The sequence below is a fragment of the Collinsella sp. TM05-38 genome (genome assembly GCF_003466445.1).
Lineage (GTDB): Bacteria > Actinomycetota > Coriobacteriia > Coriobacteriales > Coriobacteriaceae > Collinsella.
In genome coordinates, this window is record NZ_QSPM01000003.1 from 75881 (window position 1) to 89549 (window position 13669).

The following is a 13669-nucleotide window of genomic DNA, read 5'->3' on the forward strand; positions in this document are numbered from 1 at the left end:
AATGGTGGTCGCTACTGGTTGTTCTCGGCATACTCGGCTCATTCGATTACGGTCACCACATGAAAGGAACTGTTATGGATCTTGCGATGGCGCAGCAGCTCGTTGATCGCCGCAAGGCTGCCGGGCTTTCTCAGGAGGCGCTTGCCGCCCAGCTGGGTGTGAGTCGTCAGGCTGTCAGTAAATGGGAGCGCAGCGAATCCTCACCCGATACCGATAACCTTATTGCGCTCGCCGCGCTGTATGGCGTGTCGCTGGATGAACTGCTGTATGGAGAGGCGGTGGATAGCACTGATGACTCGCAGACTGATGATGAGGCACAGAACAGCAACGCCGGCACCAAAGCTCCAGATGGGGCTGAAGAGGCTGAAGCTTCTACTGAGCACGCTGATTGCAGCGATAAGCCACTTGTCGATATTTCCCTCGCGCGCGGCATCCACGTTATTGATCCCAACAAAGGCGAAGAGGTCCATGTTGGCTGGAGTGGCATCCATGTGGCTAACGAGCGCAAGGGTGAAGAGGTCCATGTGGGGCCAGGCGGATTGCATATCGATACGCTAGAGGACGATGGACATAACGTGCATACCAATGACGATGGCACCGTCACCATCGACGGCGAGACGTTTTCCAGCTGGAAGGAAGCACACGACAAGCTCGACCATCATGGCAAGCATTTCCACACCAAGGTCGGTCGTGCGTGGAACAAGTTTCCCTTCCCCGCACTTGTCGCTCTCGCCTATCTGGTGCTCGGCATTGTCTACGGCACATGGGACATGGGGCTTTTCCTCGTCTTTCTGGTTCCCGTCTACTACGCGATTGGTGACTTCATCGATCGGCGCCACCTGTCTAAGCTGATCGAGGCCATCTACCCGGCAGCCGCCATCGCTTGGTTCCTCTACATGTGACTCTGTTTGGGACAGCCCCATCCTGCATGGATCATCCTCATCACGATTCCCGTCATAAAGGCGCTCATGCGCTGGTGCCGCAAACAATGGAAGCACCGCAAACAGGCCTAACACGCTCCGACCCACCAGCACCCAACCACCCCCGCCCTTCTCCTAAGTTGCGGTGAGATAGGGACTGTTTCGAAGTTCCAAAGCGCCAAACAGTCCGTATATCACCACAACTTACAAACAACTGGGTCAGTTCCGGCACGGAGATTAGCATTGAGCTGACCGCGCGCCAAGAAAAGGGCCTATTTACTACGTTTAACTCGAGAGGGCCGACCATACCCGCCTTTTCCGAAAAATGGCAAGCCCTCTACCTGCGGTTTTAATTTCATAATCTTTGTCATGGTCGAGGGTGTGGTAGCAAACGTAGTAGATAGGCCCGTTTTGTGGCATACGACCCATTCAAGCCCAATCTCGAAGGCTAAAGAGAGCCTCTCATCCACGCCTGGGAGCGAAAACCAAATAGAATGAAAGGCAAATGGAAAGCCCGTTTGACGAGCGGAGGACATATGCGCGACGTAGCCGAAAGCGACTGGAAGCTGTTTAAGAAAATGCTTCCTCAATGGCAAGAACGTTATATGGAAAAGCTCATCGCCCAGTACGTTGAGATGCTGAACGGCGACAGCGAAGCGTCCAGTAGATTTTGGGCATTAGAAGAGCGCCTCAATAGAGACAAGCTGTCCTCAGGCGTAATCGCAAACAACATTCGCCGCAGCACAATGCACCGCGAGATAGCCAATTTGCTTATCGACAGCGTGATCACCCTTGACGACCTTGACGGTTTTACCGAGGACATTAAGAGCTATGCGCAACGCTGGATTGGGCAGTAAGAGCACTGAACGACAGACCTCCCCAGCAAAACGGGGCAAACGCTGGGCCACCTAATGGTTGTCCGGCGTTCGCCCAGATAAAACCTGCCAAAATAACCCTGTCCCTTTTTGGCAGGTTACTCGGCGCTCTTGAGGGCGCCGACCATGTCGATCTTGTTGAGCGTTCGGTTGGTGGCGAGGTTGACGATGATCGTAAAGCCGAAGGAAAGCACCACGGCAAGCACGTAGCTCAGCGGCTCGACTTCGACGTCAAAGTACAGCGACGGCATCTGCAGGATGTACGTAAAGCTCTCGGCAAGCAGGCCACCCAGCGGCACGCCCAGCGCGGCACCAATCGCCGTCAAAATCAGCGTCTCCTTGTTAACGTAGTGGTGCACCTCGCCACGACGGAAGCCCAGCACCTTGATAGTCGCCAGCTCGCGTTCGCGCTCCGAGATGTTGGTATTAGACAACGTAAATACCACCACAAACGACAGGCACGCCGCCATAAAGGTCACAAGCACCACGACCGAATTGATAATCGTAAAGTTTGCCTCATAGTTTTCCCAATGCTCGGCGGTACTCGACAGCGTAATCCAACCATCGCTCTTAAGACGGTTGGTAAACGCAATCTGATCGGCCGACGAACCCTTAAGCAGCGCAAGGATGCCGTTGAGGCGCGCGCTTCGACCGAACGCGCTCTCATAGGTGCTCTGCGTCATATAGAGCGTGTTGCCCAGATAGTTAAGCGAAATGTCGCTGACCTTGACCTTGGCGACGTTGAGTGACGAATCCTGGACATGTGCTGTGTCACCCGGCTTGATCCCCAGCACCAGCTGAGAGCTCTTGCTCAAATACACATCCCCGTCGCGCAGGGCGAGCGGTTCTTCGGACTCGTCCTCGAGACACACGTAGTCGTCCAGGTCGTTCGTGCGGTCATCGGGCACCACGATCAGTTGCACGGTCTCGCTCTTGCCGCCAAATGTAAAGGTGACGTTGTCGGTCATAATCGGCAGCGTCGAAGTCACGGTCACGTCGGAATCCTTGGCTGCGCTTCGCTCGTCGAGCGCCGCGCACGTCTGCGAAAAATCGTCGGGATTGGCGACCGCTAGCAGGTCATAGCGCGTGATATGCCCGTACTGCTTGGGCGAAAGCGCCACCGATGTATCGCGGATGCCCATACCGCAGATCACGAGCGCCGTGCAGCCCGCGATGCCAAAGATGGTCATAAAGGCGCGCTTTTTGTAGCGGAATAGGTTACGTGCAGCGACCTTATTTAAGAAGCCCATGCGGCGCCAGATAAAGCCTATGCGCTCGAGCAAGATGCGCGAGCCGGCGCGCGGGGCCTTGGGGCGCATGAGCGAGGCCGGGGTCTCGGCCATCTCGTGGCGGCAGGCGATAATCGTGGCGCCCACCACGCCCACGGCAAACAGCGCCACCGAAACGATCGAGGACACGATGTCGTACGAAAGCAGCATCTGGGGCAGCGAGTACATGTCGTCGAATACCGTAAACAAGAACAGCGGCAGGCCCACAAATCCAATGATGTTGCCCAGCACGCCGCCAATCAGGCAAGCCCACAGCGCATAGTCCACGTATTTGGACAGGATACGCCCGCGTGAATAGCCGAGTGCCTTGTACAGACCGATGAGCGTGCGCTCCTCCTCGACCATACGCGTGGCGGTGGTGAGACTGATGAGCACAGCGACGATAAAGAAGATGAACGGGAAAACCGTGGCGATGGCCTCAATCGAGGAGCTATCGCTCTCGACGCTCGAGTAGCTCGCGATGTTGCCGCGGTCCTGGATGTACCAGGTGCATTCGCCAAGGTCGGAAATCTCGGCGCGGGCATCGGCAAACTGCTGGTCGGCGGCGGCACGGCGCTGGTCCAGGTCGGCTTGCGCCTGCGCGCGCTCCTCGCTGCCCTCGGCCATACGATCGATGTTGTCCTGTTCAATCCCAAAGAGCATATTCGCTTGGCGCTCGGCCGCATCCAAACTTGCCGGCGTATCGACCGTCAACTCTTGAGCACGTGCCTTTTCGCGTCCGTCGCGGATCTTATCGATATTGCCCTTGACCTCATTAATCTTTGTCGTGTAGGCATCCGAATAGGAATTGAGGCTCTTAGTCCCCTCGACGGTCACGTGAACCGCGGAGTAGGAAGAAGATGTCGCGGCATCCTCGCTCACATAGAACTTATAGTCCGCAGCCGAAGCAGCGCGAAAGGCATTGACGGTCGAGTCGGAACTCACATCGGTGGGGTCGAGGACCTCAGCCGTAATGGTGTAATCGCCTGCGGCGAACTGGTCCTTGGCACTTTGATTGGACGAGCTCGCGTCATTGGCGGCAAAACTCACGGTATCGCCGAGCTTTTTGCCCGAAGCCTTCAAAAAACGCGAGGTCACCGCGACCTCGCCGGCACGCTCGGGCAAATCGCCGCTCACCAGCACCGGCTGATCGATATTCTCCCTGGAAAGGCTCTGGACGACCACGCGCTCGCGCGTTGTACCCACGGCGGTGTAGGCGGTCTCGGTGTAGATGCCCTCGGCTGTCTCGACGCCGTCGACCTCTTGAATGGCCGCAAGATCGTCGCGCGTAAGGCCATAGGTCGACTGCACGTTAATGTCATAGACATTCTGCTGGTCAAAGTAGGCGTCAACCGAATCGCACAGGTCCTCGCAGCCCGCCTTAAGGCCACACATCACGCTCACGCCAAGCGCCGTGATGACCACGATGGACAAGAAGCGCTTAAGACTGCCTCGGATTGTGCGGTAGATGCCACGGCGAAACACCGTCGGCACCATGTCGTTTGAACTTTGGGCAGTGCGGTAGGTCGCGAACTCTCGGTCGCGACCGACGTGCTCCGTATCACGGTTTTGGCTGTTTTGGCGATCCTGGTCCATGGGCGCTACCACTCGATCGTCTCGATAGGTACAGGATTTTGCTGGACCGTCTCGCTCTCCACGCGGCCGCTCTTAAAGCGGATCAGGCGATCGGCCATGGGCGCCAGCGCGGAGTTGTGGGTGATGATAATGACCGTAATGCCTTGCTTGCGACAGGTGTCCTGCAACAGCTGCAGAATCTGCTTGCCGGTTTTGTAGTCGAGCGCGCCCGTGGGCTCGTCGCAAAGGAGCAGCTTAGGGTTCTTGGCCAGCGCGCGGGCAATGGACACGCGCTGCTGCTCTCCTCCCGAAAGCTGCGCGGGAAAGTTGGCGAGGCGCTCGCCCAGGCCGACCTGGCAAAGCGTTTGCTCGGCATCGAGCGAATCGGGGCAGATTTGCGCCGCGAGCTCGACGTTTTCGAGTGCCGTCAGGTTGGGGACCAGATTGTAGAACTGGAAAACAAAGCCGACGTCGGCGCGGCGGTATTCCACGAGCTGCGCCTCGTTGGCGGAGCTCACGTCGCGCCCGTCCACCGTCACGGTGCCGGAGGTCGCCGTATCCATGCCGCCCAGAATGTTGAGCGCCGTGGTCTTGCCGGCACCCGAAGCACCAAGAATGATGGCGAGCTCGCCGCGCTCGACCGTAAAGCTCGCGCCGTCGAGCGCGTGGATGCGGGCGTCGCCCTCGCCGTATGCCTTGATGACGTCTTTGAATTCAATATAGGCCATCGATTAATTCCCATCTGGTCGGATAACTCTTTAGTATTACCCATTTCCCACCCACCAAAAAGGGACAGGCTCATTTTGGCAGGTTTTATACGGGGGAATGGCGGGTGTGGGCGAGGCATTGAGGCTACCCAAGTCAACCATTTGACCCAAGCCTCGCCCACCGCTATGATGCCGCTTCGGAATGAATGTCTCCGCTGGGTGCGCTAGCTAAGCTGTCGCGTCACCCTAAACCGCCTTGTTGCTGATGACTTCTGCTGTTACGTGGTGCCTCCTAGGTATCACGCCGCGGCAGGAGTCTTTTTTGTTTTGGAGGAGAAGTGTCAGAAAGCAGCACATCGAGCAGGATTAAACGCCTGGTCAACACCTATAGCGGCCTCGTGCTTATGGGCGCTGTCGGAATCCCCGTCGGCATTATCGTTGGCGCCATCTGCGCGCTCTTTGGTCGCGTGCTTCTGGCGATTGGCACCTTCCGTGACGAGCACATCACTCTGCTCCTTCCCCTCCTCGCCCTCGCGGGCCTTGCCATCGTGTTTGCCTACCGCACTTGGGGCAAAGGCACCGAACGCGGCATGAACTTAGTATTCGACGTAGGCCACGGGCGCGAAGACGCTATCTCCCCGCGCTTGGTGCCGCTCATTATGCTGAGCACGTGGGGAACGCACCTCTTTGGCGGCAGCGCGGGACGCGAGGGCGTGGCCGTGCAGATCGGTGCAACCGTCTCACATTGGATCGGCCGACGTTTGCCTTTCCGCGACCCCGGCAACACGTTTTTGCTTATCGGCATGGCTGCCGGCTTTGCCGGACTCTTTCGAACGCCACTTGCAGCCACGGTCTTTGCTATCGAAGTGCTGGTCGCAGGACGCATGGAATACCGCGCGCTGTTTCCCGCGCTTACGGCCTCACTCGCAGCAAGTATGACCTCCGGCGCCCTAGGACTCGAGAAGTTCGAGGTCGCCGTTACCGCCTCGCATGCGCTCGACATCCCCGGTCTTGGACGGCTAGCGCTGTTGGGTATCGCGTTTGGTATGGTAGGCGGCGCTTTTGCCTGGTGCCTTGCCCATGCCAAGACCCTTGCAGCGCGGCTGTTCCCCAACCCTTACATACGCGTTGCCGTTATGGGCCTTGCACTGTCGGCGATTCTGTTCGTACTGTGGCAGGGGCGATACTGCGGCCTTGGCACAAACCTGATATCGGCAGCGCTGGACGACAACGGCAAGATTGCCATCATGCCTTGGGACTGGGCGCTTAAATTCGCACTCACCATCGCCACGCTTGCCGCAGGATATCAAGGTGGTGAGGTAACGCCGCTGTTCTCCATCGGAGCAAGCCTGGGTGTCGTGCTCGCCGGAATTCTCGGCATGCCCGTCGAGTTCTGCGCCGCGCTGGGCTACGCCGCCGTCTTTGGCGGCGCCACCAACACGCTGCTCGCGCCAATCCTTATCGGTTGCGAGGTCTTCGGTTTCGGTAATCTGCCGGCGTTCTTCATCGTCTGCGTTGTGGCTTACCTATTCAACATGGATAAGTCCATCTACGCCCTGCAGGAGCGGGCGTAGATCGATGTCCAGGCAGGTGGTCTCAACCGGAAACGGCGTCCCACTCTGAGGCTGTATTCCGGGGCACGGTTTCCGCTCGGGACGCCATTCGGAAAGCGCATCCCGCTTTATAACAGAATTCCGGAACGTGGTTTCCGTCTGAGCCTCCATTCGGAAAGCGTGTCCCGTTCTTTCACGGCATCTTGGCTATGCAAAGTGCTCGAGCGTTACTCCTCGTACGCGCCCTCAAGCCGCAGCAGCCACTCCTTGCGGTCAAGGCCGCCAGCATATCCGTTGAGCGAACCATCGGCGGCAACCACGCGATGGCACGGCACAATAATCGAAATGGGATTACGCGCGACCGCGGCCCCCACGGCACGGGGAGACACAACGGGTGCCTCATTTCCCGGCACACGATGTCGAGCCGCAACACGCTGGGCGATCTCGCCATACGTAGCGACCTCGCCACGCGGAATTGAAAGCAGCTCGTACCAAACTTCACGCTGAAACGCCGTGCCAATCATATGCAACGGCGGCGTAAACCGAGGCTCCTGCCCCGCAAAATAAGCATTCAGCCAAGCCCAGGAACGCTCAAGCACCGAAGAAGCCGCACCATTTGCCGGACTCACCGAAGACATCCCACCGGCACCAGAAACCGCATCGGCACCTACGACATACTCCGCATCCTCTTTGAGCAGCGTAGAGCCAAAGTGCTCCTGCCTCTCAAACCAAAGCCCCGTCAAACCGCGGCCATCAGCGGCAAGCAGGATTTCGCCCAAAGGCGAAGCAAACGTCGTCGTGACCACCAGCGGCTCCTTTCAAAACTCCGCAACATAATACCGCGAATTGTGCAGACAACCCCAATCGACCCCAAAGTCACCCAAGGCAGCAGGCGCGAACGCGCCGCAGCTGCCGGCCGAGCCCCACAGTCCCCAAAGGCGGCAGGCGCGAAGCGCCAAGGCCGCCGCCGGGACCAGGGCCCGCAACAACCACGTGCCCCCACATCAGCCCAACGGCCCCAACCAACAACGGCCCCATCGCAGGCCGCGCGCAGCAGCGTCACCGCAGGCGGGGGCCGGGTTTAGTTTTCAGAACACTCCGCAGACCAGTGTGGCGCCTTGTCCGCGGCTCCGAAGGAGCAGGACAAGGCGCCACACATGGTCGAGGACGTTCTGAAAACTAAACCCGGCCCCCGCCGGACAGGTCAACCTACTCGCAGAGCAGCTTAGCGATCTGGACGGCGTTGGTTGCCGCGCCCTTACGGATTTGGTCGCCGCAGCACCAGAAGGTGATGCCACGTGCGGCCTCGGGGTTCGAGATATCACGGCGCACGCGACCGACCCAGATCAGGTCCTGGTCGGAGGTGTCCATCGGCATGGGGAAGCGATCGTGTGCATCCTCGGCACCCAGATCGTCAACCAGCTTGACGCCCGGAGCGGCGGCAAGCGCAGCACGGGCCTCTTCCACCGTGATGTCGCGCTCGAACTCGAGCGTAATGCTCTCGGAGTGCGAGCGCAGCACGGGCACGCGCACGCAGGTGCAGTTCACGCGCAGCTCGGGCAGGTGCATGATCTTGCGGCCCTCGTTTTGCAGCTTCATCTCCTCGGAGGTAAAGCCCTCTTCCTTGACGCCGCCAATCTGCGGAATCAGGTTGCTCGCCAGCTGGGCGGCAAATGCACGCGGCTCGGGAATCTCCTCGCCACGGCCCAGAGCGGCCAGCTGAGCCTCGAGCTCGGCCATACCGGGAGCGCCAGCACCCGAAGCTGCCTGATACGTGGACACGATCATGCGCTTCACGCCGGCGAGCTGATGTAGCGGCCACGTAGGAACCAGACCGATGATGGTCGCGCAGTTGGGGTTGGCGATCAGGCCGTGGTGCCACTTAATGTCATCGGCGTTAATCTCGGGCACGACCAGCGGCACCTCGGGATCCAGACGGAAGGCGTGGCTGTTGTCGACCACAACGGCACCGCGCTTGACGGCCTCGGGCAGCAGCTCCTTGGCGATATCGTCGCCGGCAGCGCCGAGTACGATGTCGCAGCCCTCAAAGGCCTCGGGGCAAGCCTCTTCGATCACAACCTGCTCGCCGCGGAACTCAACGGTCTTGCCCGCAGAGCGCGCGCTCGCCAGCAGCTTGAGCTTACCGACCGGAAACTCCTGCTCGTTGAGGCACTCGAGCATCTGGGTGCCCACAGCTCCCGTCGCGCCCAAAATAGCAACCGTGTACTGTTTCATGCTTCCCCCTTTAAAGGTTGTAGCTATCGCCCGCACGCCAAGCAGGCCGGATATTCTTGCCCAGTTTATACAAGAACGGGGCGGATACAAAACCCGCCCCGTCGAAACGAAACCGAAACGAAACGCCCGGCAGTAGATTTTTGGGACATCCTAAAAATCTACCGGGACGGAAACTACTTGTGGAGTGCGGCCAGAGCGGGATCGACCGGCGCAGGAGCCTCCAGATCGGAGACCTTCACAATGCCGTTCTCGTCGGAGAAGGCTCGGTAGATGGTCTGAATCGCCAGGTCAAAGTCCTTCTCCTCGACACCGATAATGATATTGATCTCGTCACAGCTCTGCGAAATCATGCGCACGCTCACGCCGGCCTGGCCGAGCATGCCAAACAGATGGCCCGAGATACCTGCACGACCGCGCAGGTTACGACCGACGGTAGCAATAAGTGCCAGACCCTCAACCACCTCGATCTCGAGCGGCTCGACTTCCTGTTGAATGTCGCCCACAAGCGAGTACAGCGAATCGTGCACATCCTGCTCCTGCACCACGGCGCCAAAGCGATCGACGCCGGTGGGCATGTGCTCAACGGAAACGTCATAGCGCTCGAACACCGAAAGCGCGCGGCGCATAAAGCCGACGCGGGGCTTGGTGCGGTCGCGGGCCACATTGATGGCGACAAAGCCGCGCTTGCCGGTCACGCCGGTAATGATGGGCTCTGCCTCGCCCTCGTCAGCCGTCTCGCTAATGATGGTGCCGGGGTCCTGCGGCGCATTGGTGTTCTTGATGACCAGCGGAATACCCGCCTCACGCACAGGAAACACGGCCTCCTCGTGCAGGACGCTTGCGCCCATGTACGAAAGCTCACGCAGCTCCTCGTAGGTAACGCGGGCGATGGGCTGCGCCTCGGGCACAATACGCGGATCGGCAGAATAGAAGCCCGAAACGTCGGTCCAGTTCTCGTACAGATCGGCGCCCAGGCACTTGGCCAGAATCGAGCCGGAAATATCGCCGCCGCCACGATCGAGCAGCTTGATCTGACCCTCACGCGTCGCGCCATAGAAACCGGGCATAACAAAGCCGCCCTGCTGACCGTACTCCTGCACCAACTCGGAGGTGCGGTTCATGCTGAGCGTACCATCGTGATGGAATGCAACGACCGTCGCGGCGTCCAGGAACGGCAGGCCCAGGTACTCGGCCATCAGGCGAGCGGTGAAGTACTCGCCGCGGCTCACAAGCTCCTCAGTGGAGTAGCCACCGGAGCGAGCACGCTCGGCAAAGGCCGCAAACTCTTCGCGGATGGGATAGGTGAGCTCCAGCTCGTCAGCGATATCAAAGTAGCGCTGGCCAATGTCCTCGAGCAGTTCCTCGCACGACACGTGGTACTTAACGTGCGCGTTAACCAGGTAAAGCAGGTCGGTCACCTTGGTGTCGCCCTTAAAACGGCGACCGCAGGCAGAAACCACCACAAAACGGCGGGCAGGGTCGGCATCGACGATGGCCTTGATCTTCTTAAAGTGTTCGGCGTCGGCGACCGACGAGCCGCCAAACTTGGCAATCTTAATCATGGGCTGGAGGTTACCTTTCTAAAAAGCCTCTGCGAACCTATTTTGCGCGCTCTGATACCATGGTTTCACCGATTGGGACCAAGGCATCCGAGGAGCAGTGTTATATGGGAACTTATCATAGTACACGAGGACGCACTTTATCGTGCTCAAGTAAGGTGGCAATCCGTACTGGCATCGCTCCCGACGGGGGTTTGTTTGTCTCGGACGAGCTCGGCACCCAGCAGGTCGATATCAGCTCGCTTGCAGATAAATCGTACTTTGAAATCGCTCAAGATGTGTTGGGAATGTTACTGAATGATTACACGGCCGAAGAAATTTCGGCGTGTGTCGACGAAGCATACCGCGGCACGTTCGCGAGCGAAGAGGTTACGCCGCTCGTCAAACTCGATGCCGCACCGGGCGCCGACGCCCCTCAGACCTATGTGATGGAGCTCTTTGGCGGCCCCACGAGCGCCTTTAAGGACGTCGCCCTGCAGATGCTCCCCCGCCTGATGGCCCGCACCTCCGCCAAAGAAGGCGGCGCCGAGCGCATCATGATCGTCACCGCCACGTCAGGCGACACGGGCAAGGCCGCACTCGCTGGTTTTGCCGATGCTCCGGGCACGGGCATTACCGTCTTTTATCCCGAGGGCAAGGTCAGCCGCGTCCAGAATCTGCAGATGTCCACACAGGAGGGCGACAACGTCGCCGTCTGCGGTATCCGCGGCAACTTTGACGACGCCCAGAGCGCCGTCAAACGCATCTTTGCCGATAAGGAGCTGGCCGAGCGCCTGGAGGCCGCCGGCACGGTGCTTTCGAGCGCCAACTCCATCAACGTCGGCCGCCTGGTGCCGCAGGTCGTCTACTACTTTGCCGCCTATGCGCAGCTGCTGCGCGCCGCCGCTATCGAGGCTGGCGACGCCGTAGAGTTCTGTGTGCCCACCGGCAACTTTGGCGATATCTTGGCCGGCTACTACGCCAAGCGCATGGGTCTGCCCGTCGCCAAGCTCGTCGTGGCGAGCGACAAGAACAACGTGCTGGCCGACTTCCTGACCACCGGCGTCTACGACCGCAACCGTCCGTTCTTCACGACCATCTCGCCGTCGATGGACATCCTTATCAGCTCCAACCTGGAGCGTATGCTCTACTTCCTGTCCGACGGCGACTGCGAGCTCGTTGCCGGCCTTATGGAGCAGCTTGCCCAGACCGGCCGCTACGAGGTGCCCGCCGAGCTGCTGGCCAAGATCCAAAGTGTGTTTGGCTGCGGTTGGGCCAGCGAGGACGAGGTCCGCACTGCCATCAAGAGCTGCTGGGACGCCAACGGCTACGTGATCGACCCGCACACCGCTTGCGGCTATCACGTCTTTGAGCAGGTCGCCCCCGCCGAGGGCGCCAAGGTCCGCGTGCTGCTTTCGACCGCCAGCCCCTACAAGTTCCCGCGCGCCTGCTGCGACGCCCTGGGCCTCGACGTTCCCGAGGACGACTTTGAGGCCATGCGTGTGCTCGAGCAGGCCACCAACACGGTCGCCCCGACCCAGCTCGCCGAACTCGAATCCAAACCCGTCCGCTTCGAAGACGTCTGTGACGTCGATGAGATGGCCAACTACGTAGAGTCTGCAGCAAAAAAGATGACTACCAACTAAAACCCCTTATAAGGCGCCGGCGAAAGCCGGCGCGCCTTCTTCCATCAGATAGCCCCGGGATGATGACGAACGCGCACAGCGTGCCTGGTTGTTTAGTTCGTCGCGAGTTCCGCACGCAAAGGAAAGCACTTTATGTGCTTTCCGTCTTGCGCAGGACTGCCCGAGCAGCGAACTAAACAGCCAGGCACGCCAGGAGGACTCACATGATCAAAATCACCGTCCCAGCAACAAGCGCCAACCTAGGCATCGGCTACGACACCCTCGGCATGGCCGTCAGCCTCTACTCGCACTTCACCTTCGAGCGCGCCGACAAACTCACCATCACGGGCTGCCCCGAGGAGTTCCAAAACGAGAATAACCTGGTCTATGTGAGCTTTGTCGATGCTCTGGCCGCCTGGGGCGAGCCGGCATTCCCCGTCGCTATCGACATTCAGACCGACGTGCCCGTCGCCCGCGGCCTGGGTTCCAGCTCCACCTGCGTCGTCGCTGGCATCATGGCTGCCGCCGCGCTGACAGGCCACACCGTCGACCGCGCCGAGCTCGTCCGCATCGCCACCGAGGTCGAAGGCCATCCCGATAACGTCGCCCCCGCTATCCTGGGCGGCGCCGTCTGCTCCTTTACGCCAACCGATTCGCTTCCCCAGTGCCTGCGCTATGAGGTGAGCGATCGCTTGCGTTTTATTACCGTGATTCCGCCCTACGAGGTGCACACGAGCGAGGCGCGCAAAGTCGTGCCGCAGGAGATTCCGCTCTCCACCGCCGTGTGGCAAATGGGCCGCATCGCCGGCATGACGCGCGGCCTGGAGACCGGCGACCTGGACCTTATTGCCGCCGCCAATGACGACCGCATCCAGGAGCCCTATCGTCGCCGCTTGATCCCCGATTACAACGCCGTGCGCGACACCTGCCTGAACGGCGGTGCCAAGACCATCTGGATCAGCGGTTCGGGCTCAACCCTCATGGCCGTAACCGATGACACCATCGTAGCCAAGTTCCTGCAGGTCAAGCTGCGCGAGCAGTTCCCCAAGTGTGATACGCATATTCTGACGTGCGACACGGAAGGCGCCCAGATCGAATACCTGTAGTCGCCGTCCCGTATACTCGCCGGGGAGGCCAGGGGCTTTGCCCCCAAATCGTCCTCGGACATGGCAGGACCCCCGCTGCGCACTTCGTGCGGCGGGGGTCCTGCCGTCCTGCGGAAAGATTTGGGGGCAAAGCCCCTGGCCTCCCCTACGTTCACTTCGCTGGCGGCGGCTACAGGGACCTACACTCTGTAAAAGCGCCGGGCTGATAGTTGCTTTTTATTGGTAGGGGCTCTTGCTAGGTAGGGACACTTACTAGTGACAGGCTTC

At 59.8% G+C, this 13669-nt stretch carries 10 protein-coding genes; 5 read left to right on the top strand and 5 right to left on the bottom strand.

Annotated elements, in window-relative coordinates:
• Window positions 1-74: 74 nt before the first annotated feature.
• Together DXD49_RS02110 and DXD49_RS02115 are read left to right on the top strand one after the other, a co-directional pair.
• The gene (locus DXD49_RS02110; protein ID WP_117794089.1) at window positions 75-902 is read left to right on the top strand and encodes a helix-turn-helix domain-containing protein; all 828 of its coding nucleotides are present in this window, start codon (window positions 75-77) and stop codon (window positions 900-902) included.
• A 554-nt stretch (window positions 903-1456) separates the two neighbouring features.
• The gene (locus DXD49_RS02115; RefSeq protein ID WP_117734238.1) at window positions 1457-1777 is read left to right on the top strand and encodes a multidrug transporter; all 321 of its coding nucleotides are present in this window, start codon (window positions 1457-1459) and stop codon (window positions 1775-1777) included.
• A 116-nt stretch (window positions 1778-1893) separates the two neighbouring features.
• Here the strand turns inward: DXD49_RS02115 and DXD49_RS02120 are convergent, their stop codons facing one another.
• Together DXD49_RS02120 and DXD49_RS02125 are read right to left on the bottom strand one after the other, a co-directional pair.
• On the bottom strand, window positions 1894-4659 hold the full coding sequence (locus tag DXD49_RS02120) for an ABC transporter permease (RefSeq protein ID WP_233541724.1): 2766 nt from the start codon (window positions 4657-4659) through the stop codon (window positions 1894-1896).
• A gap of 5 nt (window positions 4660-4664) precedes the next feature.
• Window positions 4665-5366 carry an ABC transporter ATP-binding protein gene (locus DXD49_RS02125; RefSeq protein WP_117743716.1) on the bottom strand — a complete coding sequence of 234 codons (702 nt, stop codon included), beginning with the start codon at window positions 5364-5366 and terminating at the stop codon, window positions 4665-4667.
• 317 nt (window positions 5367-5683) lie between these two features.
• Between DXD49_RS02125 and DXD49_RS02130 the strand changes: the two genes are divergently transcribed.
• Entirely contained in the window at window positions 5684-6919 is a 1236-nt protein-coding gene (locus tag DXD49_RS02130) for a chloride channel protein (protein ID WP_199412286.1), read from the top strand.
• Window positions 6920-7125: 206 nt separating this feature from the next.
• Here DXD49_RS02130 and DXD49_RS02135 read toward each other — a convergent pair whose 3' ends face one another.
• The 3 genes from DXD49_RS02135 to DXD49_RS02145 all read right to left on the bottom strand — a co-directional run bounded on the left by DXD49_RS02135 (window position 7126) and on the right by DXD49_RS02145 (window position 10695).
• Window positions 7126-7704 carry a methylated-DNA--[protein]-cysteine S-methyltransferase gene (locus DXD49_RS02135; protein WP_233503857.1) on the bottom strand — a complete coding sequence of 193 codons (579 nt, stop codon included), beginning with the start codon at window positions 7702-7704 and terminating at the stop codon, window positions 7126-7128.
• A gap of 403 nt (window positions 7705-8107) precedes the next feature.
• The gene (locus DXD49_RS02140; protein ID WP_117743715.1) at window positions 8108-9133 is read right to left on the bottom strand and encodes an aspartate-semialdehyde dehydrogenase; all 1026 of its coding nucleotides are present in this window, start codon (window positions 9131-9133) and stop codon (window positions 8108-8110) included.
• 173 nt (window positions 9134-9306) lie between these two features.
• Window positions 9307-10695: an aspartate kinase gene (locus tag DXD49_RS02145; protein WP_117743714.1), complete on the bottom strand. Its 1389-nt coding sequence runs from the start codon at window positions 10693-10695 to the stop codon at window positions 9307-9309.
• A 104-nt stretch (window positions 10696-10799) separates the two neighbouring features.
• Between DXD49_RS02145 and thrC the strand changes: the two genes are divergently transcribed.
• Window positions 10800-12317, top strand: a complete 1518-nt coding sequence (gene thrC, locus DXD49_RS02150) for a threonine synthase (protein WP_117635681.1) — start codon at window positions 10800-10802, stop codon at window positions 12315-12317.
• A 203-nt stretch (window positions 12318-12520) separates the two neighbouring features.
• On the top strand, window positions 12521-13402 hold the full coding sequence (thrB, locus tag DXD49_RS02155; RefSeq protein ID WP_006234874.1) for a homoserine kinase: 882 nt from the start codon (window positions 12521-12523) through the stop codon (window positions 13400-13402).
• Window positions 13403-13669 lie beyond the last annotated feature (267 nt).

Excerpts from the sequence above, each read along its gene's own strand:
- DXD49_RS02115 (WP_117734238.1), top strand. The coding sequence starts at position 1,457 with ATGCGCGACGTAGCCGAAAGCGACTGGAAGCTGTTTAAGAAAATGCTT.
- DXD49_RS02120 (WP_233541724.1), bottom strand. The coding sequence starts at position 4,659 with ATGGACCAGGATCGCCAAAACAGCCAAAACCGTGATACGGAGCACGTC.
- DXD49_RS02125 (WP_117743716.1), bottom strand. The coding sequence starts at position 5,366 with ATGGCCTATATTGAATTCAAAGACGTCATCAAGGCATACGGCGAGGGC.
- thrB (WP_006234874.1), top strand. The coding sequence starts at position 12,521 with ATGATCAAAATCACCGTCCCAGCAACAAGCGCCAACCTAGGCATCGGC.
- DXD49_RS02145 (WP_117743714.1), bottom strand. The coding sequence starts at position 10,695 with ATGATTAAGATTGCCAAGTTTGGCGGCTCGTCGGTCGCCGACGCCGAA.
- thrC (WP_117635681.1), top strand. The coding sequence starts at position 10,800 with ATGGGAACTTATCATAGTACACGAGGACGCACTTTATCGTGCTCAAGT.
- DXD49_RS02140 (WP_117743715.1), bottom strand. The coding sequence starts at position 9,133 with ATGAAACAGTACACGGTTGCTATTTTGGGCGCGACGGGAGCTGTGGGC.
- DXD49_RS02110 (WP_117794089.1), top strand. The coding sequence starts at position 75 with ATGGATCTTGCGATGGCGCAGCAGCTCGTTGATCGCCGCAAGGCTGCC.